General features: G+C 49.8%; 24 protein-coding genes and 1 rRNA gene. 20 read left to right on the top strand and 5 right to left on the bottom strand.

All coding sequences use genetic code 11. The features are described 5' to 3' along the window. Window positions 1-51: 51 nt before the first annotated feature. From H8B09_RS26865 to H8B09_RS26840, 6 genes are all read left to right on the top strand, one after another. On the top strand, window positions 52-1,509 hold the full coding sequence (locus tag H8B09_RS26865) for a nicotinate phosphoribosyltransferase (RefSeq protein ID WP_191206839.1): 1,458 nt from the start codon (window positions 52-54) through the stop codon (window positions 1,507-1,509). 126 nt (window positions 1,510-1,635) lie between these two features. Then, entirely contained in the window at window positions 1,636-2,493 is an 858-nt protein-coding gene (locus tag H8B09_RS26860) for a carbon-nitrogen hydrolase family protein (protein WP_191206690.1), read from the top strand. Between the two features lie 6 nt (window positions 2,494-2,499). Further along, window positions 2,500-3,177 carry a GNAT family N-acetyltransferase gene (locus tag H8B09_RS26855; protein WP_191206689.1) on the top strand — a complete coding sequence of 226 codons (678 nt, stop codon included), beginning with the start codon at window positions 2,500-2,502 and terminating at the stop codon, window positions 3,175-3,177. A 23-nt stretch (window positions 3,178-3,200) separates the two neighbouring features. Beyond that, window positions 3,201-3,869, top strand: coding sequence for a GNAT family N-acetyltransferase (locus H8B09_RS26850; RefSeq protein WP_191206688.1), 669 nt, complete (start codon window positions 3,201-3,203; stop codon window positions 3,867-3,869). A gap of 178 nt (window positions 3,870-4,047) precedes the next feature. Continuing rightward, window positions 4,048-5,727 (top strand): glycoside hydrolase family 9 protein, encoded by a 1,680-nt coding sequence (locus H8B09_RS26845; RefSeq protein ID WP_191206687.1) that lies wholly within the window; start codon window positions 4,048-4,050, stop codon window positions 5,725-5,727. 44 nt (window positions 5,728-5,771) lie between these two features. Continuing rightward, complete coding sequence (locus H8B09_RS26840) at window positions 5,772-6,461, top strand: DUF421 domain-containing protein (RefSeq protein ID WP_191206686.1); 690 nt, start codon at window positions 5,772-5,774, stop codon at window positions 6,459-6,461. 19 nt (window positions 6,462-6,480) lie between these two features. On the opposite strand, the gene H8B09_RS26835 is transcribed toward H8B09_RS26840, so the two are convergent. Both H8B09_RS26835 and H8B09_RS26830 read right to left on the bottom strand, forming a co-directional pair. After that, window positions 6,481-6,813, bottom strand: coding sequence for a winged helix-turn-helix transcriptional regulator (locus H8B09_RS26835; protein WP_191206685.1), 333 nt, complete (start codon window positions 6,811-6,813; stop codon window positions 6,481-6,483). Window positions 6,814-6,964: 151 nt separating this feature from the next. Then, window positions 6,965-7,789: a hypothetical protein gene (locus tag H8B09_RS26830; protein ID WP_191206684.1), complete on the bottom strand. Its 825-nt coding sequence runs from the start codon at window positions 7,787-7,789 to the stop codon at window positions 6,965-6,967. A 386-nt stretch (window positions 7,790-8,175) separates the two neighbouring features. Between H8B09_RS26830 and coxB the strand changes: the two genes are divergently transcribed. From coxB to H8B09_RS26765, 13 genes are all read left to right on the top strand, one after another. Beyond that, entirely contained in the window at window positions 8,176-9,246 is a 1,071-nt protein-coding gene (gene coxB, locus H8B09_RS26825; RefSeq protein ID WP_191206683.1) for a cytochrome c oxidase subunit II, read from the top strand. Between the two features lie 76 nt (window positions 9,247-9,322). After that, on the top strand, window positions 9,323-11,131 hold the full coding sequence (gene ctaD / locus H8B09_RS26820; protein WP_191206838.1) for a cytochrome c oxidase subunit I: 1,809 nt from the start codon (window positions 9,323-9,325) through the stop codon (window positions 11,129-11,131). Beyond that, the gene (locus H8B09_RS26815; protein ID WP_191206682.1) at window positions 11,128-11,748 is read left to right on the top strand and encodes a cytochrome (ubi)quinol oxidase subunit III; all 621 of its coding nucleotides are present in this window, start codon (window positions 11,128-11,130) and stop codon (window positions 11,746-11,748) included. Before ctaD ends, H8B09_RS26815 begins: the two co-directional genes overlap by 4 nt. A gap of 4 nt (window positions 11,749-11,752) precedes the next feature. Next, a complete protein-coding gene (locus H8B09_RS26810; RefSeq protein WP_191206681.1) occupies window positions 11,753-12,073 on the top strand; it encodes a cytochrome C oxidase subunit IV family protein in 321 nt (106 codons plus the stop codon). 643 nt (window positions 12,074-12,716) lie between these two features. After that, on the top strand, window positions 12,717-13,649 hold the full coding sequence (gene ctaG / locus H8B09_RS26805) for a cytochrome c oxidase assembly factor CtaG (protein ID WP_318152785.1): 933 nt from the start codon (window positions 12,717-12,719) through the stop codon (window positions 13,647-13,649). A gap of 67 nt (window positions 13,650-13,716) precedes the next feature. Then, the gene (locus H8B09_RS26800) at window positions 13,717-14,178 is read left to right on the top strand and encodes a DUF420 domain-containing protein (protein ID WP_191206679.1); all 462 of its coding nucleotides are present in this window, start codon (window positions 13,717-13,719) and stop codon (window positions 14,176-14,178) included. A 173-nt stretch (window positions 14,179-14,351) separates the two neighbouring features. Continuing rightward, window positions 14,352-15,074: a hypothetical protein gene (locus H8B09_RS26795; RefSeq protein WP_191206678.1), complete on the top strand. Its 723-nt coding sequence runs from the start codon at window positions 14,352-14,354 to the stop codon at window positions 15,072-15,074. A 48-nt stretch (window positions 15,075-15,122) separates the two neighbouring features. After that, entirely contained in the window at window positions 15,123-15,518 is a 396-nt protein-coding gene (locus H8B09_RS26790) for a GntR family transcriptional regulator (RefSeq protein ID WP_191206677.1), read from the top strand. Next, window positions 15,518-16,420 carry an ABC transporter ATP-binding protein gene (locus tag H8B09_RS26785; protein ID WP_191206676.1) on the top strand — a complete coding sequence of 301 codons (903 nt, stop codon included), beginning with the start codon at window positions 15,518-15,520 and terminating at the stop codon, window positions 16,418-16,420. Before H8B09_RS26790 ends, H8B09_RS26785 begins: the two co-directional genes overlap by 1 nt. Continuing rightward, window positions 16,417-17,319, top strand: coding sequence for an ABC transporter ATP-binding protein (locus tag H8B09_RS26780; protein WP_191206675.1), 903 nt, complete (start codon window positions 16,417-16,419; stop codon window positions 17,317-17,319). Before H8B09_RS26785 ends, H8B09_RS26780 begins: the two co-directional genes overlap by 4 nt. After that, on the top strand, window positions 17,312-18,628 hold the full coding sequence (locus H8B09_RS26775; RefSeq protein WP_191206674.1) for an ABC transporter permease: 1,317 nt from the start codon (window positions 17,312-17,314) through the stop codon (window positions 18,626-18,628). Before H8B09_RS26780 ends, H8B09_RS26775 begins: the two co-directional genes overlap by 8 nt. 106 nt (window positions 18,629-18,734) lie before the next feature. Then, on the top strand, window positions 18,735-18,905 hold the full coding sequence (locus H8B09_RS26770; RefSeq protein ID WP_191206673.1) for a hypothetical protein: 171 nt from the start codon (window positions 18,735-18,737) through the stop codon (window positions 18,903-18,905). Between the two features lie 100 nt (window positions 18,906-19,005). Then, on the top strand, window positions 19,006-19,587 hold the full coding sequence (locus H8B09_RS26765; RefSeq protein ID WP_191206672.1) for a stalk domain-containing protein: 582 nt from the start codon (window positions 19,006-19,008) through the stop codon (window positions 19,585-19,587). Between the two features lie 131 nt (window positions 19,588-19,718). On the opposite strand, the gene H8B09_RS26760 is transcribed toward H8B09_RS26765, so the two are convergent. From H8B09_RS26760 to H8B09_RS26750, 3 genes are all read right to left on the bottom strand, one after another. Continuing rightward, complete coding sequence (locus tag H8B09_RS26760) at window positions 19,719-20,336, bottom strand: hypothetical protein (protein WP_191206671.1); 618 nt, start codon at window positions 20,334-20,336, stop codon at window positions 19,719-19,721. A 66-nt stretch (window positions 20,337-20,402) separates the two neighbouring features. Beyond that, on the bottom strand, window positions 20,403-20,756 hold the full coding sequence (locus tag H8B09_RS26755; RefSeq protein WP_191206670.1) for a hypothetical protein: 354 nt from the start codon (window positions 20,754-20,756) through the stop codon (window positions 20,403-20,405). Between the two features lie 145 nt (window positions 20,757-20,901). After that, window positions 20,902-21,780: an SMP-30/gluconolactonase/LRE family protein gene (locus H8B09_RS26750; RefSeq protein ID WP_191206669.1), complete on the bottom strand. Its 879-nt coding sequence runs from the start codon at window positions 21,778-21,780 to the stop codon at window positions 20,902-20,904. Window positions 21,781-22,506: 726 nt separating this feature from the next. Between H8B09_RS26750 and H8B09_RS26745 the strand changes: the two genes are divergently transcribed. Beyond that, window positions 22,507-22,627, top strand: a 16S ribosomal RNA gene (locus H8B09_RS26745); the annotation flags it as partial.

The raw sequence follows: 22,627 nt of genomic DNA, 5'->3' as shown, positions 1-22,627 counted from the left end.
ACAAGTGAAGGACGATGGGCGATGACGATCCATTTTGAAGGAGCAAGCGGCCTGGAGTACGGGCATCTGGCGCTTCATACCGATAAATATCAGATTAATATGATGTATGCGCACTGGAAGAACGGCACCCATAATCGGAAGGCGGTCTTCGAGGCGTACTTCCGTAAGCTGCCGTTCGGCAACGGCTACGCCGTGTTCGCGGGGTTGGAGCGGATTGTTGATTATGTCCGTACGTTGAAGTTCCATGAGCATGAGCTGGCTTTCCTGCGTGAACAAGAAGAGCGGTACGAAGAAGGGTTTATTGAAGAACTGCGGAAGTTCCGCTTCACAGGCGATATCTATGCGGTGTCCGAAGGGACGTTGATCTTCCCGAATGAGCCGCTTGTTCGGGTGGAGGCGCGCGTGTTTGAGGCGCAGCTGGTGGAGACGGCACTGCTCAATTTCATGAACTATCAGACGCTTATCGCAACGAAGGCGGCACGCATACGTCGTGCGGCAGAACGTGATATTCTGCTGGAGTTCGGGACGCGACGGGCGCAAGAGGCAGAGGCGGCTGTGTGGGGGGCTCGTGCTTCCTTTATCGCAGGCTTCGACGCGACATCCAATATGCGGGCGGCGATGCTGTTCGGCATTCCGGCCAAAGGGACGCATGCGCATGCTTGGGTGCAGGCGCATGAATCCGAGCAAGAGGCGTTCGACCGCTATGCGGAGGCTTTGCCTGATGACGTGACGCTGCTAGTCGATACGTACGATACGCTTCTAAGCGGCGTGCCTCATGCGATCTCAACCGCGCACAAGCTGGCAGCAATGGGCAAACGGATGAGTGCGATTCGGCTCGACAGCGGGGACCTCGCGTACTTGTCCAAGGAAGCGCGTCGCCAGTTGGACGATGCGGGTTTCGGCGGTGTACGCATCGTCGCATCGAATGATCTCGATGAATCGATTATTGCGGAGCTGAAGCTGCAGGGCGCCCGTATTGATACGTGGGGCGTTGGTACGCAGCTCATTACGGCTGCGGATCAACCGGCGCTCGGAGGCGTGTACAAGCTGGTCGCGCGCGAAGCGGTGCAGGGCGAGGAGCTTGTTCCTGTAATCAAGCTGTCCGGCAATCCGGAGAAGGTATCCACGCCAGGCCGCAAAGACGTATACCGTTTAGTCAACCGCCGAACAGGCCGTGCTGAAGCTGATTATATGGCGTTCGGATGGGAAAATGACGTGAAGCGCGGCGAACGGATCAAGCTGTTCGATCCGATGCAGACGTATCGCCAGCGGTTTATGACTGACTACGAAGCCGTACCGCTGCTTCAGCCGATCATTATTGGCGGGGAACTGAAGGCAGAACTGCCAACCCTCTCTGTCATTCGGGCAGAGCATCGCCGTCAGCTTGAGTTGTTCCCGCCCGAAGTGCTGCGCAAAGTGAACCCGCAGTCGTTCCCGGTCGTCTTAAGCGATGCGGTATGGGAGCAGAAGAAACGGCTGATCGAACAATACGGTCCACATCAGCATTAACATTAGTACTAGCGGCGTTCAATCGCCGCAATCGCAATAATCTCATTATTGAGGAAACGATGCTTGTTGGATGCGCATTTTTCCTGCACAATAGAAGCAATTCATTGATTTAAGCGGAGGTAGAGGATGAAGCTAAGAGTGTCTGCGGTACAATATCACCTGCATTCGATTGACTCGTTCGAAGCGTTCGCTGCGCAGGTTGAACATTATATTCGGACAGCGGATGAGTTCGGTTCGGAGTATGTGCTATTTCCTGAGTTTATGACGACGCAGCTCATGTCCATTCCGGGAGCGGATGGCAAGGCGCGTGGCATCGAGGAGCTGCCGGACTTTACGGATGCATACATTGAGCTGTTCAAAGAGCTGGCTGCCCGTTACAACATGTACATTATTGGCGGAACGCATGTCGTTCGGAGCGGCGACAACCTGTTGAACGCAGCGCATTTGTTCGCGCCGGACGGTACGGTCAGCGTGCAGCCGAAGCTGCATATTACGCCGACCGAAGTGACCGAGTGGAACATGAAGGCTGGCGATGGGGTAACGGTATTCGATACGCCCAAAGCGCGGATCGCGATGTTGACCTGCTACGATATTGAGTTTCCGGAGATCGTTCGCATGGTGCGGGCGCTTGGCGCAGACGTTATTTTCTGCCCATCCTGCACGGATGATCGCCAAGGTTTCTATCGGGTACGGTATTGCGCACATGCGCGGACGATCGAGAACCAGATCTATGTGGTGACGACGGGTACGGTTGGTTCGCTGCCAACGGTCGATTTCATGCGGCTCAACTATGGGCAAGCGGCAGTGCTGGCGCCGAATGACATTCCGTTCCCGCCGCGCGGCATCATGGTAGAAGGCGAGATCAATAACGATATGATCGTCACAGCCGATCTTGATCTGTCGCTGCTGTACGAGGTTCGCGAGCGCGGCTCGGTGATGACGTGGCGGGACCGCCGCACCGATCTTTATACCGATTGGAAGTGAAACGCGATGTACCGCAAGCAGCTGTTTGTGATGAACGACGGCAGGCCTGTACCTGCCATCGTGCGAAGTTACACAGAGACGGATTTCGATGCGCTCATCGAAATCCAGTCGGAGTGCTTTCCGCCGCCATACCCGCCTGAGCTGTGGTGGAACAAGGAGCAATTGACGAACCACGTGCGATATTTTGCTGACGGAGCCTTGTGCATTGAAGTAGCTGGCAGGCTGGCGGGCTCGATGACCGGACTGATTGTGAAGATAGATGAACAGGACCCGAGTGACAGTACGCATAGCTGGGAGCAGATGACGGACGGCGGATACATACGCAATCATAATCCTTCGGGCGATACGCTCTACGTCGTCGATCTGTGCGTCAGACCGGAGTACCGCAAGCTGCGCTTGGGACAGTGGTTGATGTTCTCGATGTATGATGTCGTTGTGCATCGCCGGCTGAAGCGTCTGCTCGGAGGCGGACGGCTGTCGGGCTATCATCGCGTTGCAGATTCGATGACGCCTGAACAATATCTGGATGCGGTTATTCGAGGCGAGCAGAACGATCCTGTTATTTCATTCATGCTGCGTGTAGGTCGAACGCCAATTGGTGTCGCACATGACTATCTGGACGATGAAGAGTCGGGCAACTGCGCAGCGTTGATGGAGTGGCGCAATCCGTTCTTGAACGAATAATGCTAGAGGAGCTGACGTTATTCATGGAATACAAACGCATTACTTGTATTAATGATCCATTATTCGCCCAAATGCATGCGCTGATGGGCCGCGTTTTCCCACCGGAAGAGGTGCTCGCGTTCGATCTGTGGAAAGAGCCGCTGGAGGATCCGGGCATCCGTGTATTCGTTGCTGTACATGAAGGCGAAGTCGTCGGCACGACGGAATACCGCTATTACGAGGATTTCAACGCAGCGATGACGGATTTCACCATCGTTGGCCGTCCGGGACTTGGCATAGGTCCGTTCCTGTGGCAGTCGCGTCAACGCGATCTTGATGCATTGGCGCATGAGGCAGGCAACAAGCTCGATGGCATGTTCGCTGAGATTTATGACCCATACCGGGCAGGCGACCATGACTTCGGCGGTCTGATGGTAATGAACCCGTACGTGCGCCGTGAAGTGTTGTCCCATATGGGCTACAAGCGAATTAATCTAACCTACGTACACCCTTCTTGGCAAAATGACGGCGAGGCCGTAGAAGGTCTCGACCTTGGCTTCTTGCCATATGACGGACGCGATACGATCGATGCTTCGCTAGTGGCTGCATTCCTGCGCCGTTACTATGCCGTACTGCCGAACAAGCCGGCGGCGTGGGAAGCGATGGTCGCTTCACTCGATAACGTAACGACTCTTCCGCTGCTGCCTTTGTAATGGGAAAAGTTTTAATAATTATTAACCCCATTCACGAGTTGATCATGTATAATCGTGGTAAATAAGTGCAATTCGTCATATATGCTTCTAGCCGTGGTACAAAGCTTTCTATTATATTGAAGTATGAGCCGCGGCAAGGAGCAGACGAATAATAGGAAATTTAGGAGGGAAGTTTGCAATGGCTGATGTGCGACGTGAGCAGTGGAATGATGCGGCAATTCGTGTCAATCAGATTGGATTTTCGACTGGATTATCGAAAGCGTTTTCATCGCAAGTCGTGTCAGGCAACTTCGAAGTGATTGATGCCGATACGAATGAATGTGTATTAGTCGGTACAACGTCACCTGCATCCGAAGATGAGGCGGCTGGCGTTCGCGTAAGTCTGGGCCGATTGGACGGTCTCGATACGCCGGGGAGATACCGGATTCGTATGAAGAATGGTGTGGAATCACCTATCTTCGCTATAGCGGAGCGTCCATATCAAGCGGTCAAACTTGCCCTTCTCCGAAATTTCTATTTCCAGCGCTGCGGCATGGAGCTCGAGGAACGATATGCGGGACCTTGGAAGCATGCAGCTTGTCATCTTGATCATGGCATTATCCATGGCGATGATCCATCCATCCGGCGGAGGACGGCGGGCGGATGGCATGATGCCGGCGACTATGGGAAGTACATTGTTGCTGCTGCTAAGGCAGTCGCAGATCTTATGCTTGCATATGAAGCGTATCCGGCAGCGTTCCAAGAGTCGGTGAACATACCTGAGAGCGGCAACGGTGTTCCGGATATTCTGAATGAAACCCGGTATGAGCTCGAATGGATGCTGCTGCTTCAACGTGAGGATGGAGCCGTCTATCACAAGATAACGACATATGAATTCCCTGGCCTTCATGTGATGCCGGAGGATGATGCAGCAGCGCTTGTCTTCTCGCCTGTGTCGTTCACAGCTGCCGGCACCTTCGCTGCATCGATGGCGATGGCAGCGCGCGTGTTCGCTCCATTCGATGAACCGTTTGCAGCCGACTGTCGGGAAGCTGCCGAGCGTGCGTGGCAGTGGATGGAGAACACAGAAAGCTTCGAGCGGGTATCGTTCCGCAACCCGCGCGACGTGAAGACGGGCGAGTACGGGGATCAAAACGTTATCGACGAGCATTATTGGGCAGCGGCTGAGCTGTATCGATTGACTGGAGATCGGACCTATCTGATTAAAGCGGAGAAGTTGGTTCAATCAGGCGGTTTTCCGCTGTGCGAGTTAGGTTGGAGGGATGTCGGCGGGTATGGAACCATTGCGCTGCTGTATGCGCTTCGAGATGCTGGGGACCGTACTGCCATGGAGCTGCGGGAGAGGTTAACGGAGCAATGGATCATGAGGGCGGATGAACTGCTCGATCTGTCTAAGCGCAACGGCTTTGGTGTATCGCTAATCCAAGATCAGTACAAATGGGGCAGCAACATGATCGTGATGAACAATGGCATGCATCTGCTTATTGCTGCAGAGTTAATGAAGGACAGCGATATTCGGCAGCAATATCTAGAGGCAGCGGCGCAGCAGTGGCATTACTTGCTCGGTTGTAATGTGCTAGGTATTTGTTACATCACAGGTTATGGTTATAACTCTGTCATGCATCCGCATCATCGTCCATCGATCGCAGATAGCGTGCCGCAGCCCGTTCCGGGCATCGTTGCAGGCGGGCCCAATCTTGGGTTGAACGATACGGCGGCAGCGGCGCTGCTGATCGGACGTGCGCCTATGGCCTGCTATATTGACCATGAGGACAGTTACTCCACGAATGAGAATACGATCTATTGGAATTCGCCGGCCGTATACGTTGCGGCAGCGCTCGATTGCTTGAATAGATAATGAATGAAGGAGACATCCTATCCGAGAGGAAAGGGGTGTCTCTTTTGCCATTGTGGCTTGAAGTCACGCTGCGTACGTTATCTGCCGTCGGTATCTTGTTCATTATGACCAAAATATTAGGTAAAAGACAAATCTCGCAGCTATCGTTGTTCGAATACATTACAGGGATCTCGATCGGCAATATCGCAGCATACATCTCGCTCGATACCGATGCCAAATGGTACTTGGGATTGCTCGCAATGTCGGTTTGGGTTCTTGTATCTGTAGCAATGGAATATGCAACATTGAAGAGCAAGAAGATGCGCGACATTGTTGACGGCAAAGGAACCGTGCTAGTCGAGAAAGGGGCAATACTAGAGAAGAATATGTGGAAAGAGCGGGTGACGCTCGACGAGTTCATGGAGAAAATGCGCAGCAAAAGCATTCAATCGCTTGCCGATGTGGAGTTCGCTGTCATGGAAGCCAACGGAGATATAACGTTCCTGCTCAAGAAGGAACAACAGCCGCTTACCGCCGCAGCGCTTGGTTGGGCGGTGCAGCCTGAGCGCCAGCCGCAAAACATTGTAATGGATGGCATCGTTATCGAGGATGCGCTTCAGCATGCGGGCTTCGATCGCGTGTGGCTGAATAAGCAGTTAGCTGCCAAAGGCGTTAAGCTTGAAGAGGTTTATCTTGCGCAGGTGGATGATGCAGGCGTCGTTACGATACAAACAGGGGAGCGCTCTATTCCATAGGGGCTCCCTTCGTGTTTGTTTACGTCCACTTTGCAGCCCACAGCTTCATGGCGTGCAGCGTTTGGTGAAGATCTTCGCCTTTAGGCGTCAGTCTATATTCAACGGTAGCAGGTACGGTCGCATACACATGCCGTTCCAAAATGCCTTTTTCTTCGAGGTGACGCAGTGTGCTCGTTAGAGCTCGCGGACTGACCGCTGGAATGCAGCGCTGGAGCTCGCCGAAACGTCTCGTTCCACAGAACAGCTCGCGGAGCACTAGAAAGGACCATTTGCCGCTTAGTACGTCTACCGCTTTCTCAATATTGCATTCGATCACTACAGGGTCCTTCGGAACGTAGTTGCTTGTCGTCATGGCCTTCAATCCCTCTCTTTCGATCTTTCATCCGGTCGCTTCATTAATAGTATAGCAAAAAGAGGCGTCTGTGGAACTACGCCTCTGAATGGTACCGAATCAAAATGGTTAATCTAACAGCTATATATAATAGAAGAAAAAGTTTTTCGGGTTATCTTGGCGCTCCTGTCGTATTGCCGCTGTACTTCTCGGTTTTAATCCCGTTCTTCTGACCGGTATTGCGATCTGCGCCAGTCGTATCCGGATTGATCTTCTCGATGCTCGCGGGCATCTTATTGCCGCCGGCGAATTGATTCGAGACGAGCGCGTTGAAGTCTTCGACGTATGGCGTAAGCGATTCGTTCAGCCAGGCTTTCTGCGCGTAGGCGACGAATCGGTTAACGAATTGGCGGTTGGCAGAGACATGGACATCTTTTACCTTAGGGGCGAATTTCCGTACCTTCGTTGCGACTGCATATTTCAATGCATCCGGCAGCTCGGTATGATCATTGACGGTCATTGCATGGCCATATGGCGTTGCCAGCTCTCGGCCGTCCCAGTAAGGACTGCCTGTTGTGTGGTTGTAGACACCTGCTTTGGCACCGCCTAGATTCTGTTCGCGCTTCGAGCGTCCGCCGCTCTTCGTGCGGATCGCAGTGTCGTTAAAGACGAGCGCCACATAAGCGTTCTGATTGGTCAGCATAACAAGCGCGGTGGAAACTCCGTTGATCTTGCCGACTTCCTTCGATATCTTGGCGCTGTATTCGAAGTATTTATTATCGTGATTGTCTTTGCCCGAAGAAGTTGATAATGTGCCGTATGAACGCGCTCGATCGTCAACGAGTGGACGCTCTGTGCCGTTGCGCGTACCGTACGAGTTGTTCTTGTATCCGTGAGGCTCATACTTATAGCTGCTGCAGCCGCTCGACAGCACCGCGATACCTAGAAGCAGGGCGAAGATGCGGGACGGGGCAGATGCGCTGAACCATTTCCTCATACAATGGACCTCCCTTAACGATTACTGTACCATTAGGGTTCGTCGGAGAGACCGAAATATACGTGTGTCAACACATACATAATTGACCATCCACTCGGTGCACAATGTATAGAAGGAATATGTCGATTATTGTCACGCGACGAAGGGGGATAAGCACAAAAATGGAGGGGTGTAAATGACCCAAAACCCTTGTAACAGCTACATTTTTGGCGGCTTTGAGAACAATTTGTGAACTCTTTCTGAAACGTTGACAAATACATCCTCCAACTTTATATTTAATAAAGTGATTTAATGCAGAAGTTGTAAAACATCTCTAGAACACGCAGTTTGCCGCCTTTCCACGCCATCAGATGCAACTGCGAAAACGTAAAAAGTGGGGTTGATGAATGATGAAACGGTGGAATGTAGGAAAGCGCCTTCTGCCGCTCTTTGCCGGTATGATGCTATTGCTGTCGGCGTGCGGGCGTGCAGACCTTTCGACACTGAACCCGCAGGGTCCAGTAGCGGAAGAACAATTCGGTCTAATGAAATTGGCGATTTCGATCATGATTATCGTGGTCATTATCGTATTCGCGATTTCGTTGTACGTCATTGTTCGTTTCCGTAGACGTCCAGGAGATACTAAGATTCCTGTACAAGTTGAAGGAAACCATAAGCTTGAGATTATCTGGACGGTTATCCCGTTGATTCTCCTTGTCATCCTTGGTGTACCGACGGTTAACTCCGTATTCGGTCTGTCGAAGGACTACACGAAAGATCCAGAAGCAATTCAAGTCGAAGTAACTTCGCACCAATTCTGGTGGGAATTCTATTATCCGCAGTATGACATACATACAGCACAAGAGCTTGTCATTCCGACAGGCAAGAAGATTGCGGTTACAGCAGTTTCCGGCGACGTTCTTCACTCGTTCTGGATTCCATCGCTCGCAGGTAAGATCGATACGAACCCAGGCACGGCTGTTGAGAACGGAACGGCTAACGCTAACAAAATGTTCTTCGAAGCGCCTAAAGCTGGCGTTTACCTTGGTAAGTGCGCAGAGCTTTGCGGCCCATCCCACGCATTGATGGACTTCAAAGTTAAAGCAGTAGATGCAGCTTCGTTCGATCGTTGGACGGCGGCACAGAAAACGCCAGCTGCTCTGCCAAGCGACCCAGCGATTAAAGATGCACTCGTTACAAAATGCTTGAGCTGCCACGCTATCGGCGACCAAGGCGTTCTGGTGTACCCGAACCTGACGGATATCGGTAGTCGTTTGACGGTAGGCGGTATTCTCGTCAATACCGACGAAGCGAAGTATGCAAATGAAGGTACAACGTACGAGAACTTGAAGCGTTGGATCAGCGATCCACAAGCGGTCAAGCCTGGTACGCTCATGCCGAAGGTCGAGCTTACCGAGCAAGAGATCGATGGTATTGCGAAGTATCTGTCTGAACTGAAAATCGACTACGAGAAATAAGCATCAGGAGAATTAAAAGGGGGCATTAACCTTGGCACATGCGCATGCGCACACGGTCAAACGCTACAAGGGCCTGATGGACTGGCTAACGACCGTAGACCATAAGAAAATCGGTATTCTGTACTTGCTTGCCGGCGGGTTCTTCTTCCTGGTCGGCGGTCTCGAAGCAATAATGATTCGGATTCAGCTCATTAAGCCGCTTAACGATTTCGTTAGTGCGGAGACATTCAACCAGCTCCTTACCATGCACGGTACGACAATGATCTTCCTTGCAGCGATGCCGATGCTGTTCGCGCTTATGAATGCGGTTATTCCGCTTCAGATCGGCGCACGGGACGTTGCATTCCCATTCCTTAACGCACTCGGCTTCTGGACGTTCTTCGCAGGCGGCGTTCTGCTGAATGTCAGCTGGTTTACAGGCGGCGCTCCAGACGCAGGATGGACATCCTATGTTCCGCTTGCAAGCCCGACTTACAGTCCTGAATATGGCGTTGACTACTATGTCATCGGCCTTCAGATCGCTGGTATCGGTACGCTGATCGGCGGTATCAACTTCCTGGTAACCATCATCAACATGCGTGCGCCTGGCATGACGTTCATGCGTATGCCAATGTTCACATGGGCAATCTTCATCACGTCGGCGCTGATCCTGTTCGCATTCCCAGCACTGACGGTTGGTCTGGTTGCACTGATGTTCGACCGACTGTTCGAAGCTAACTTCTTCGAAGTAGCAAATGGCGGTAACGCCGTGCTATGGGAGCATATCTTCTGGATCTTCGGACACCCTGAAGTATACATTCTCATTCTGCCTGCATTCGGTGTTATCTCTGAAGTAATCAGTACGTTCTCGCGTAAGCGTCTGTTCGGATACAGCTCCATGGTATTCGCAACGGTATTGATCGGCTTCCTCGGCTTCATGGTATGGGCTCACCACATGTTCACGACGGGTCTCGGCCCAGTTGCGAATGCGCTGTTCTCCATCGCTACGATGCTGATCGCCGTACCGACAGGTATTAAGATCTTTAACTGGCTGTTCACGATGTGGGGCGGCTCCATCAAGTTCACAACTGCGAACCTGTTCGCAGTTGGCTTCATCCCGACATTCGTAATGGGCGGCGTAACGGGCGTCATGCTCGCGGCAGCGCCAGCCGACTTCCAGTACCATGACTCGTACTTCGTAGTCGCGCATTTCCACTACGTTATCGTTGGTGGTTTGATCCTTGGTATTTTCTCAGGTCTCCATTACTGGTGGCCGAAGATGTTCGGACGCATGCTGAACGAAACGCTTGGCAAACTGACGTTCTGGACATTCTTCATCGGTTTCCATATGACGTTCTTGATTCAACACTTCTTGGGTCTGATGGGTATGCCTCGTCGTATCTATACGTACCTGGATGGTATTGGCTTCAACGACATGAACTTGATCAGTACGATTGGCGCATTCCTGATGGGCCTTGGTACGATCTTCTTCATCACCAACATCATCGTAACTTCGGTCAGCGGCAAGAAAGCTGCCGGCGACGCTTGGGAAGATGGCCGTACGCTGGAATGGACGATTCCTTCCCCGGCACCAGAGTACAACTTCGCGCAAACGCCGCTTGTTCGTGGCTATGACGCGTTCTGGAAAGAAAAAATGGATGGCAATAAAGAGATGACGCCAGCTGAACCGCTTGGCTCGATCCATATGCCATCGCCATCGATTCTTCCTTTGTTCATGTCGATTGGCTTGTTCATTGCAGGTCTTGGCTTCATGTACCACAACTACTATGTTGGTGGCGGCGGCCTTGCCCTTACATTCCTTTGCATGCTGATCCGTTCTTTGAAGGATGATCATGGCTTCCACATCGAGCCAGACGAGCTGCATGATAAGGGGGTAAAAGCATGAGCGCACACTCGCACGTAGATGGTCAACTTCCACATGAGCCTGAGAAGGCTACACTGGAAGGACGCAATAAAGTACTTGGCTTCTGGTTGTTCCTAGGCGCTGAGGTCGTACTGTTCGGTACGTTGTTCTCCGCTTTCCTAGCGCTTCGCGATAAAGTTGGCGACGGTAACCCGACTGCTGACGAACTGTTTAACCTTTCGACCGTTGCGATTGCAACGTTCATCCTGTTAACGTCCAGCTTGACGAGCGTGTTTGCTACGCAAGCGATGCATGCAGGCAAGAAAATGGCTATGATCTGGTGGCTGGTCATTACGGTACTATTCGGTCTTGGCTTCTTGGGTCTTGAGATTTACGAGTTCAGTGAATACGTTCATGAAGGCCATGGCTTTACAACGAGCGCATTCAGTTCATCGTTCTATACGCTGGTCGGCTTCCACGGCGCCCACGTTGCATTCGGTGTTCTATGGATTAGCATAATCATCGGTCAAGTGCTCAAGAAAGGTCTTACCGTTGTAACGGCTCCGAAGGTTTATGTATCAGGCCTGTACTGGCACTTCATCGACGTCGTGTGGGTATTCATCTTCACAGTCGTGTATCTGATGGGAAAGGTGGGCTAAGTCAATGGCTGCAGTTAACCATTCCGCAACGGAAGAAACGAAGAAACGCCACAAGCACGAGGGTCCACAGAAGCATATCGTTGCTTACATCATGTCACTGATACTGACGCTTATTGCTTTCGCAGCAGTAATCGCTGGAGAAGTCAATACGTCGTTCATCATCTTCATTCTGCTGATGATGGCTGGCCTCCAAGTGTTCGTTCAGATGGGTTTCTGGATGCACATGAAAGATAAAGGTCACACATATGCGATAATCGGTATTCTAGGTGGTATCTTTATCGCAGGTACCATGATCATCATGGCTGAGTTCTGGGCTTGGTGGTAATCGTTTATACGCAAGGGGTCCGAGAAATCGGATCCTCTTTTTTTATGGGTTTTAAAGGGGCCCGGCCCCTTTAATCCCGTTATATGACAGAAGGGCTCCGCCCTTTGCACCCTCTTAATAAGCTTTCTTTTAAAAAGTTTCTACCCACCCAAACCCTCCCTTGTAGGGAGGGTTTGGGTGGGTAGAGAAATCGGTTTAAAGAGGGGTTCAGGGGCGCAGCCCTATGTAAGTATGTTTTAAGAAGGGGCCGAAGGGGCAAAGCCCCTAAAACGCTCGAACAAGAGTTGTACCCCGCAGGGGTACACGACTCCTAGCAGGAAGTAACATACATCCGCCTCAGAAGCACAACCGACCCCTTCCGGGGTCCAGGGGACGGGAGTCCCATGGGGCCCTCCCTTGCAGGGAGGGTTTCGGTGGGTAGAGAAATCGGTTTAAAAAGGGGTTTCAGGGGCTATGCCCCTTAACTAGATTAGGGGTTCCAGGGGCATAGCTCCTGGTTCCTCCATAGCAGGGAGGACAAAGACGGGTGCAATCCTTGACAATATGATGAACGGCAGGACAAGAACGCCGCTTTCGGTAGGAGTTCACAATTGCTTATGCTATACTAGGCATGTCCCGGTTATGACCGAATGGGCTAACAGGAATGGGATATGAATTGTGGGGGTTATCCATGCTCGGTTTGCAGTATTTCACGTTCAGAGAACAATGGAGTCCAATGTTTCTATTCGCAATGGCAGCGATTGTCATTCTTTATTTGTATGTGGATGGACCATATCGCCGCAAGCATGCACCTGATCAAGCTGGAACGAGTGTTATGCAGAAAGTATCGTTCATCCTTGGCGCCATTCTGTTCTATCTGGCACAGGCAGGTCCGCTAAGCTTGTTGGGCCATATGATGTTTTCATTCCATATGTTGAACATGTCGCTGTCCTACTTGCTTGTGCCGCCGCTTGTCCTGCTTGGCACAACGTCCTATATGTGGCGCTTGATGTTCCGCGCCGCGTGGTGGCAGAAGCTCAAGTTTATGACGAACCCGATTCTTTGTCTTATTATGTTCAATATGGTGTTCTCGCTTTATCACGTGCCGGTCGTGCATGATTACGTCATGACGCATTACACGGTCCATCGGTTGTTCTATGTGGTGCTGCTGATCACGGCATTCCTGATGTGGATTCAGGTTGTTAGTCCTGTTCCAGAATGGAATCGCTTAACGGATATGCGGAAGATGGCGTATGTATTCGCGAACGGTGCGCTTCTGACGCCGGCGTGTGCGCTCATTATTTTCTCAGGAACCCCGATGTATGAGGTCTATAGCGATCCGAACACTTGGGTCAAAATGATGGGGTATTGCGTATCCGGCGATCCATCGTATTTGCTCGCGCAGGGTCCAAGCTTCTTCAATCTAATGACGCCGCTGGAAGACCAGCAGACGGGCGGCATTGTAATGAAGCTGCTGCAGGAAGTGCTCTATGGCTCGATTCTAGCTTATATTTTCAAACAGTGGTTCAAGCGTGAACACGCTGATGATGATGAGCTGCCAAGCGCGGAGCCGAATCCAGCGAACGGTTTGACGTAAGATTTACGGCCTTGCAGGCGATTCGCTCGCGCAGGCTCTCAGATAACGATATAAGGTGGGTTTACGCATGGACATTTATAGTATTTTTCCGACAATCAGCACCTCGTTCATCGTCATTAGTGCGATTCTCGTTGCGATTGGCTGGAATCTGGCGATCAATCGCAGACTGGAAGCGCATAAGAAGGTTATGTTCTGGGCTGCGGTTGCAGCAACGGCATTCTTCATCGTGTATACAAGCCGTACCATATTCGTTGGCAACACGGAATGGGGCGGACCGGATGATCTGAAGCCTTACTACTTCGTGTTCCTGATCTTCCACATTACGCTCGCAACGGTTGCGGCAGTATTCGGCATTACAACGCTGACACTTGGCTACCGGGCCAAGTATGCGAAGCACCGCAAGTGGGGACGTGTCACGTCCGTCATCTGGTTCTTCACTGCGATTACGGGCGTAGCTGTCTATATTCTGCTGTATGTCATGTATCCAGGCGGCCATACGAAACCAGTACTGGATGCAATCTTCGGTTAAAATCTAGGTAAGTTACATCTGGAAGTCTTCATTGCAAGTGCGAGTGATGCGCATGCGGTGAAGGCTTCTTTTTTATCAAAAAAATGGGTTGGAAGATGTTGACACGAAATGGAGGTGTGATTATACTGTGTATAAAGATATACACACTAAGCACACGGATGGTGACCAGACGGATGAATAAGTGGGAAGGCGCATGGCATGTAGCGAAGTATGAATGGCGCAAGGATCGAGTAGGAATGATCATCACAACCTTATTCATCGCCTACATGCTTCTAGTGTCGCGCTCGTTCTACATGGATGCATGGAGCGGTCAACTGGATCTGTCAGTCATCTGGCTTGTAGATTTCGCACAGCTAGCGATCCTGCCGATGCTTGGATTCCCGGCGAATCGGACGACGTTCAAGGCATGGCGCGAAGATTGTTACACACGCAGGCTGGTACAGTGGCGGGTGCTGCCGATCTCAGTGAGTCAGCTCGTAATGGGGCGATTGATTCAACTCACAGGTCTGCTGACCATTGGCTTATTGCTCTACTTTGCTATTTTATATGGAAGTGCAGCACCGATTCGTGAACACATTGGAGTAGGTCCTTATATCGGGTATGTGATCATCTGGTTCAGCTACAGCGTTGCGATTGCTAGTATGTATTCCATGTGGGAACAAGGTTTCTCAGGCAAAATATATATGGTGCTTTGCTTCGGTTTTGCAGCCCTGTACCTGACTGCAGCAGCGGTTCTCGGTTCGAATGAGAAATCGATCTCGCTATACTTGCTTGAGAGGATGGCTGACGGGAACTGGTGGTATCCCGTTGTTGCGGTCGTCGGGAGCAGTGCATTCGTATATGGGATGTATCGGCTCACCTGCAGAAGATTGCGAATGAGAAGCTTCACGCGCTGACCATGATTCGAATACAACAATGAACTTAAGGACGAAGAAGGTGAAAGTGTGTGGCTGCCGATTCATCTCAATGAGAACAGTGCGGAGCCGATGTACCATCAGATCGAGGTGCAGCTACGGGCTCTAATCGTAAGCGGACAGCTAACGGAGGGGACATTGCTGCCCTCCATTCGCGAGATGGCACAGATGTTGAAGTGCAGCGTGATTACGGTCAGGCGGGTTTATCAAGATCTGGAGACAGAGGGACTGCTGCGGACAAGGCAAGGGACGGGAACGTTCGTAGCAAGCGTGCAAGAAGAAGATCTCGGCAGACAGCGTACAGCATCGGTCATCGAAGCTGTCGAGGCCGCGGTTGAAGCAGGCATGCGGGTTCAACTGACGAGACAAGAGATGGAACACATTATGACGCGTGTTCTAGATGATAGATGGAAGGAGAACGGGTGATGGAGAAGGTAGCAATATCATTAGCAGGCGTTGAACAGCATCGGGCACATTTTCGACTAGGACCGATCGATCTGGATATTCCAGAAGGGTATGTGACGGCAATCATTGGACCCAATGGCTCGGGCAAAAGCTCGACGTTTCGCCTGCTGCTCGATCTCTCCAAGCCGGATGCGGGACAGATGAGTATACTCGGTCACCCGGTCGGACAGGGCGATGATCGGTCGTGGAAGCGGCAAATTGGTTATTTGCAGGAGGAATCGGATTATCTCGATAACTCTATCCGAGGATCGGAGAAGGCAACGTTCATTCGCAAGTGGTACGCCGAATGGGATGTGAATCTGTATCAGGATCTATTGAGACGGTTCGAGGTGGATGACTCCATTAAGCTGGGCAAAATGTCCAAAGGGATGCGTCGCAAGTTCGAACTCGCGCTAGTTATCGCCCATAAGCCGAAGCTATTGCTGCTCGATGAGCCATCATCTGGCCTTGATCCGATCGCTTGGCGATCGATGATCGATATTCTCCATCGGTACATGGAGCCAGGTGATCGAACGATCCTTATGGCTTCTCACATTATAGATGAAGTGCGACGTCTGGCCGATTACATCGTATTTATGGCAAGAGGACAAATCCTTGGCAAATACGAGAAGGATGAGTTGTTCGAGCGGTGGCATGTTCTCTATGTGCCAGCGGCGAATGACTCGGATCGAGGCAAGCTGCTGACGATGCCGGGCGTCATTGAGGTCGAGCTTGCAGGCGTCGGGATGTACCGAATTGTGAGCGAGGATGCACCTCAGACGGAAGAAGCGTTACAAGCTGCACAGTTTACCATAGGAAGCAGACAGGCGATGCAGCTTGATGAAATTTTACAAGTGTTGATGCAGAGAGGGGTTTACGCATGAATCCATTAGTAGTCGAACGTATTGTGAAAAATTATGGTGAGAAGACAGCCGTGAACGGGCTTAGTCTGCAGGTGCGTGAAGGCGAGATTTATGGCTTGCTCGGCGCAAACGGCGCGGGCAAAACGACAACGATGCGGATGGTACTTGGACTCATCTATCCAGATGAAGGTTCAATTCAATATAACGGGAAGGCTTACAGCAAGGAGCAGCTGCATAACCTTGGTTATTTGCCAGAGGAGCGCGGGTTGTATCCGAAGGTTAAGGTGAATGAGCAGCTGATCTATCTCGCTCAACTGAGAGGGATGTCGAAGAAAGCAGCGGAAGATAGCTTGAAGAAGTGGTTGGAGCAATTCGAGGTATCCGAGTATTACGGGAAACGTATAGAGGAGCTGTCGAAGGGTAACCAACAGAAAATCGGCTTCATCGCTGCTGTCATTCATGATCCGCAAATTCTCATTCTGGATGAGGCGTTCAGTGGTTTGGATCCAGTCAATGTCGAGCTGTTGAAGACGGCGGTGAAGGGACTTCGCGACAGCGGCAAAACGATTCTGTTCTCGACGCACCGGATGGAGCATGTTGAGGAGTTGTGCCGCAACATTACGATCATGCATCGGTCCAACCCGGTTGTGCAGGGCGACGTGAAGGCAATTAAGAAGCGGTATCCTCGTGAACGTGTCATGCTGGCGACAGATCGCGAAGTGAAAGGACTGGAATCGCTAGCGGGCGTGCGTTATGTAACGCACCACGAGAATGTGACGGAGATTGGCATCGAGTCCGAAGATGCTGCGAAGCGGATTTTGCACCATGCGCAGGGGCAGGCGGATATTGAACGGTTCGAGCTGATGCAGCCAACGCTGAATGAAATCTTTATTAAGACGGTAGGTGAGCGCCATGAGTAAGTTCTGGACAGTGGTAGGGTTCACGATTCGCAATAAGGTAAAGGCCAAATCGTATGTTATTTCGACGCTCATTCTTGTTGCTATCATTAGTGTTGTAGTGAACTTGCCTTATATTATTGATAAATTCAGTTCGGATACGCCGGATAAGATCGGATACCTAACGGCATCTATGGAAGATGCGACTAAGAGCAGTGTGACGCCATCGGTCGTCGGTGACCAAATGCGTGAGTTCTTCTCGAAGCAGGAGCATCCAGACTATGAGTTCGTTCCGATTGAGAACCAGAACTCGGCTGAAGCGAACGAGAAGAAGCTGCTCGATGCTCTATCCAATGGGGATATTGATGCATATGCCACATTCGAAGAGAATGGCACTTCGTTCCCAATAATGGTACTGCATGCAGATAAGGTATACAGCGAAACATCGAAGGCTAATATGCAGGCTGCATTGCAGTCGATCAAGACGCAGTTTGCGCTGCAAGGATTAGGACTGACGGATGAGCAACAGACAGCGTTGTTCTCGCAAGCAGTCGTGGATAGCGTGAAAGTGGACGTAAGCAACGGCGAGGCTGTGGCCGATGATACGAAGGAGAAGGCTGGCGCGCTGTACGGTGTTGTCTACTTGATCTTGTTCCTGCTCTTCATGACGATCATGGGCACGGGCCAACTTATTGCCACGGAAATAACGGCGGAGAAAAGCTCGCGTGTTATGGAAGTGCTCATCACCAGCGTTTCGCCGCTAACGCAAATGTTCGGCAAAATCTTCGGCATGTTCATCGTCGGTCTCGGTCAGACGGCCCTTCTCGTCGCTGCTGCCGCAATCAATCTAGCGCTGCCGCATAATGAAACTGCGCTGAAGGACATTGGCATCAATATCAATGATGTGCCGGTCGATGTGTTCATCTATGCACTAGCTTTTTATCTGATCGGTTACTTCCTCTTTGCAACGTTGTATGCAGGAGTCGGCTCGCTCGTCAGCCGGACGGAGGACCTCGGCCAGGCGGTTATGCCGCTCATGTTCTTGTCGCTTGGCGGTTTCTACATCGGCATGTTCGGCCTGAACGCGCCAGACACGGCATTCGTCAAAGTCGCATCGTTCATTCCATTCTTCACGCCATACGCAATGTTCATGCGTATCGGGATGACCGAGGTACCGGGTTGGGAGATTGCAGTGTCGCTAGGCATCCTGGTTCTCGCAACGTTCGTATGCGGTTGGTTGTCGGCGAAGATTTATCGCACGGGCGTACTGATGTATGGTAAGCGTCCGACGATTAAAGAGCTGCGTAAGGCTATGAAGGCTTATAAGCTTTAATAGAGATTAATGATTTTGGTTGTTGTTGTTGGTTGTTTGTTTCAGTGCTGCGGCTGCAGCAAGTAACAACTAGCAAGTAGCAGACCATTAGAAGGAGTTGTTTCATATGAAGAAAGGACTTCTGTTTATCGGTATGGTATTGGCAATGTCTCCAAGCTTGTTAACGCGTACTGGTGTAGACTTGAATGACTTCGTCCTGGGCATCGTGACAGGCATCGGATTCGCATGCTGCATCGTTGGGCTTATGAAAGCAAGGTTTGCAGGGCGGCGGACATAAGTAGATTGCATAGAGGGAAAGCCGGGCATCCAATTGGGGATGACCGGCTTTTTTAATGGTGAATGCGTAGGCAAGTAGAGCTTGAAGGGAGTGATCTATTGTGAAAAAAAATATCGCATATCTTCTGATTGGTTTCTTGGCTGGTGCACTATTGTTCAACACTCTTGCTGCAGATGCATCGTCTTCGATTAAAACATTGATCTCCCATCCTATAAAGCATTTGTTCATCAACTATAATAAATACGACGTACAAGAATCCGATCAGCTTATAAACTACAACGGGAAAACCTATGTACAGCTGAGATTCATGACCGATACATTAGGCCAATTCGTATCCTATGATAGCGCAAGCAAGAGCATTCATGTCTATTTCAATCCTTGCAATGAATACAGCTATTTGATGATGCCTCAGCGACCGGACGGTGTCACTTCTGTCAGAGAAGAACGTACGCTTTGTATAAACAATAAAGCGTTATTACTTCCGGCAGATGCCTTCTTAGATGGTGTGATGATCAGTGATGGTGTTGGCGTTAGTGAACATCTCCCGGCTTTTATGATTACGCGGTGGCATTCAACGATAACGATCGGTAGAACAGGCGTTGTCATACGAGAAAATATCGGCGAGCAAGATAAGGAGCCATTTAACTTTCTGAAGCCTTATATAACCGATTATTTGAAGTGATATCATTATTGAACCTTATAGTTAGATAAAATGTAAGTAGTCTGCTTGTAGTTCAAGTATTCATGCGTATAGAACAAGGCTCTACCGATCATCGGTGAGCCTTTTTGGGTTTGTTTCGGTAATATGGATTCTCACTCTGGGATATACCGCATTTCTGTCGCTATAGCAGTGAATAGCGGGATTACAGTGTCTCTATCTTTCTCAAAGTAGTTCCATTGCATCACATATTTGATCTGATTTTTCTCAAAGGCAAAATAAACTTGATAAGCTGTATTCTTTTTTATCTCATTCTCATAGATGTCAGTTCCTACATATTCGGAATAAGGTTGAAATATTGCTTCTTGCTTGACGTTGGTAGCGTAAGAATCAGCCCAGTAATTGATCTTAAAGATTGACTTTCCATAATGAAATTCAATGCCATCCTCAAAATCAACCCGTTTCATATCACTAGGTAAATAAAAGCCGAACGGATAGGGATCATGTTGTGAGAATGCTGTTTTTACCTTTTTCTCGTTCACTTTCAATTCTATCTCGTTGCTGTTAGGATCATAATCTTCAATTTTATTAAACAAGGATAGGTTTGGAGTGGTCTCCGATTGCTCTGGTGGACTCGTCGATGGTTCAGGAGTTGGTGAAGTCGTAACAACTGTCTCTTTCGTTATTTCTTGTTTGTCATCTGTTGCTTGGGTATTGTCCGCGCAGCCGGATATTAGAATAAGGGAAATAGCAATTAGGAAAGGGTACTTCACAACCTCACCTCACATTAAAAAGTATGGCACGGAAGGGGAATGCGACTCGTCGGACCCGTCGGGGAATTAATCAATGTCTGCAATTTTCCACAGGTCATCTTCCTTGATATAGGAATAGGCAGGAAACGATTCTTGATTTGATTCCCCCACTAAACAGTGGTCTCGATATAAGCTGAGTGATTGTAATATCACCAATGTGTTTAATTTCAATTTTTGATACTTTATTTGGGTTTGCTTGGTTGATGGGACTATTCTTCGCGAAAAGGGATAGATATGAATTCTCGTAGTTGTCATTACGATATTAGATGGAATTGACGCTGCAGATGGTTCAGGAACAGAAGGGCGTGATGCATTTGATGTCGATTGAGTAGGTACAGATTCTATTGGGTTGTTATCTACTTGTCCGTCTTCTTCATCCATTCAACCTCATCGAAATACAATTCAAATTTAGGATAACTTTTAGACGTTATATAGGATGTGTTTTGTTTCTTGTATCTTTACCTTTTTAGAAATAAAATGACAAAAAAAGCAAGAGGGATAACCCTCTCGCTTTGTAAGTACCATACTATCCCCTGAAACGTTCAACGGGAAGCCCGGTTATGCCAACCTTCACTCGGAACAAGCCTCCAGCATGCGGCTGTGCAGCTAACTGTTCTGCATCGAGTCCTACACGAGCCGTCGTAATAAATAACTCATTCAGCTCAGGGCCGCCGAATGTGCAGGATGTGACTTGCGATGCGGGGATAGGCACGGAAAGTAGTTTTTCTCCCGTTACTGGGTTCCAACGCGTAACCTGCCATCCTCCCCAATGGGCGATCCAGAGCATGCCTTCCGAATCGATCGTCATACCATCGGGAAATCCTTCAGCTTCCGGTACTGTAATAGCTACTCGACGATTGCAAACGGATCCAGTCGCTATTTCATAATCGAAAGCAAATACTTGCCGTGTCGGTGTATCGATGAAATACAAGGTTGTTCCATCTGGCGTCCATGCTAGACCATTGGAAAGGTTAACCTCGCTGACAAGTGTCTTGACGGTATGATCAACATCCATGCTGTATAACTTGCCATTACCTGTTTGGTCATTCAAGGACATGGATCCGGCCAAGTAGCGACCAGTGGGATCGCATTTGCCGTCGTTCATACGGTTGCCCAGCTCGGGACCTTCGACTGTGGCAAGCAGTGTGAGTTCAGATGACTCGGGATTAAAAGCATAGAAGCCGTCTTGCAAGGTAAGAACGAGTCCCCCAGATTGTCTTGGAATGACTGAGCTTACGTAAGGGCCAACTTCAATATAGGAAGAGGTAAAAGGATGAATCGGATCACAGATATGAATCCTGCTCGCCAGAATGTCTACCCAATAAAGACGTGCATTAGTAGGATCCCAGACGGGACCTTCACCTAGTTGTGCTTGCGCATCATATACCAAACTTACTTCATACATATAGAGTCACCTTTCTCGGCATGAGGTTGAGAGATGCTATAAACGTATCACGGCTTTCAAAAGATATTCAAGTGGCGTCATTAATGTATGCAGCTCTTATAGCGTTGATCGGTAGCCGTTGTTATTAAAGGAGAGCTCATAAATAGATGAGCGGATGTAGAGCAGGTCCGGCGGTTAATTGTACGGGTTGCTATAATGGCTATTGCGTCGAAATGACGGTATTCAGAACTCTAAACGGTTGTGCAAGGGGCTATTGGCGTAATATCGGGGTCTCATTGCTGCACCTGGGGATATATGCACGCTAACAACCTTTAGTTGGTGAAAAAAGCACATTTGCCGTACTTTAAGCACGCTCACGACCGTTATACGTGATGATACGACGCGATGGACGGACCGGTGGTTCAGCAGGAATCTTTCGGCTAAGCATCAATTCTGTTTAAGTAAATATAATTGTAAAAAATTGTGCGTTGCATATCTAAAACAATGCGTGTTATTATGTAATTCCGCCGCTGAAACGGCGAAAGATTACGAGATGTTAAATACTTAATTAAAAAAAGTGTTTGACAAATGAAATCAAAACATGATATATTCTAATTCCGGCCGAGAGAAACACGCCGGTAACGAGAAACACAATGAGAAATGATTTGTTCCTTGAAAACTGAACAATGAGCGATATGTTTTAAAGCAAGTCAGCTTTTAATGAGCTAAACAAGCTTCACCATAACTTTTATGGAGAGTTTGATCCTGGCTCAGGACGAACGCTGGCGGCGTGCCTAATACATGCAAGTCGAGCGGAGCAGTTTGAAAGCTTGCTTTCAAACTGCTTAGCGGCGGACGGGTGAGTAAC

Source organism: Paenibacillus terricola (assembly GCF_014779765.1).
In the GTDB taxonomy this organism is placed as follows: domain Bacteria; phylum Bacillota; class Bacilli; order Paenibacillales; family Paenibacillaceae; genus Paenibacillus_T; species Paenibacillus_T terricola.
Note: the sequence above shows the minus strand (reverse complement) of the source record. Positions and strands in the feature narration are given on the sequence as shown.

Excerpts from the sequence above, each read along its gene's own strand:
- H8B09_RS26860 (WP_191206690.1), top strand. The coding sequence starts at position 1,636 with ATGAAGCTAAGAGTGTCTGCGGTACAATATCACCTGCATTCGATTGAC.
- H8B09_RS26855 (WP_191206689.1), top strand. The coding sequence starts at position 2,500 with ATGTACCGCAAGCAGCTGTTTGTGATGAACGACGGCAGGCCTGTACCT.
- H8B09_RS26850 (WP_191206688.1), top strand. The coding sequence starts at position 3,201 with ATGGAATACAAACGCATTACTTGTATTAATGATCCATTATTCGCCCAA.
- H8B09_RS26845 (WP_191206687.1), top strand. The coding sequence starts at position 4,048 with ATGGCTGATGTGCGACGTGAGCAGTGGAATGATGCGGCAATTCGTGTC.
- H8B09_RS26835 (WP_191206685.1), bottom strand. The coding sequence starts at position 6,813 with ATGACGACAAGCAACTACGTTCCGAAGGACCCTGTAGTGATCGAATGC.
- H8B09_RS26830 (WP_191206684.1), bottom strand. The coding sequence starts at position 7,789 with ATGAGGAAATGGTTCAGCGCATCTGCCCCGTCCCGCATCTTCGCCCTG.
- coxB (WP_191206683.1), top strand. The coding sequence starts at position 8,176 with ATGATGAAACGGTGGAATGTAGGAAAGCGCCTTCTGCCGCTCTTTGCC.
- ctaD (WP_191206838.1), top strand. The coding sequence starts at position 9,323 with ATGGACTGGCTAACGACCGTAGACCATAAGAAAATCGGTATTCTGTAC.
- H8B09_RS26815 (WP_191206682.1), top strand. The coding sequence starts at position 11,128 with ATGAGCGCACACTCGCACGTAGATGGTCAACTTCCACATGAGCCTGAG.
- H8B09_RS26810 (WP_191206681.1), top strand. The coding sequence starts at position 11,753 with ATGGCTGCAGTTAACCATTCCGCAACGGAAGAAACGAAGAAACGCCAC.
- ctaG (WP_318152785.1), top strand. The coding sequence starts at position 12,717 with ATGGGATATGAATTGTGGGGGTTATCCATGCTCGGTTTGCAGTATTTC.
- H8B09_RS26800 (WP_191206679.1), top strand. The coding sequence starts at position 13,717 with ATGGACATTTATAGTATTTTTCCGACAATCAGCACCTCGTTCATCGTC.
- H8B09_RS26795 (WP_191206678.1), top strand. The coding sequence starts at position 14,352 with ATGAATAAGTGGGAAGGCGCATGGCATGTAGCGAAGTATGAATGGCGC.
- H8B09_RS26785 (WP_191206676.1), top strand. The coding sequence starts at position 15,518 with ATGGAGAAGGTAGCAATATCATTAGCAGGCGTTGAACAGCATCGGGCA.
- H8B09_RS26780 (WP_191206675.1), top strand. The coding sequence starts at position 16,417 with ATGAATCCATTAGTAGTCGAACGTATTGTGAAAAATTATGGTGAGAAG.
- H8B09_RS26775 (WP_191206674.1), top strand. The coding sequence starts at position 17,312 with ATGAGTAAGTTCTGGACAGTGGTAGGGTTCACGATTCGCAATAAGGTA.
- H8B09_RS26770 (WP_191206673.1), top strand. The coding sequence starts at position 18,735 with ATGAAGAAAGGACTTCTGTTTATCGGTATGGTATTGGCAATGTCTCCA.
- H8B09_RS26755 (WP_191206670.1), bottom strand. The coding sequence starts at position 20,756 with ATGGATGAAGAAGACGGACAAGTAGATAACAACCCAATAGAATCTGTA.
- H8B09_RS26750 (WP_191206669.1), bottom strand. The coding sequence starts at position 21,780 with ATGTATGAAGTAAGTTTGGTATATGATGCGCAAGCACAACTAGGTGAA.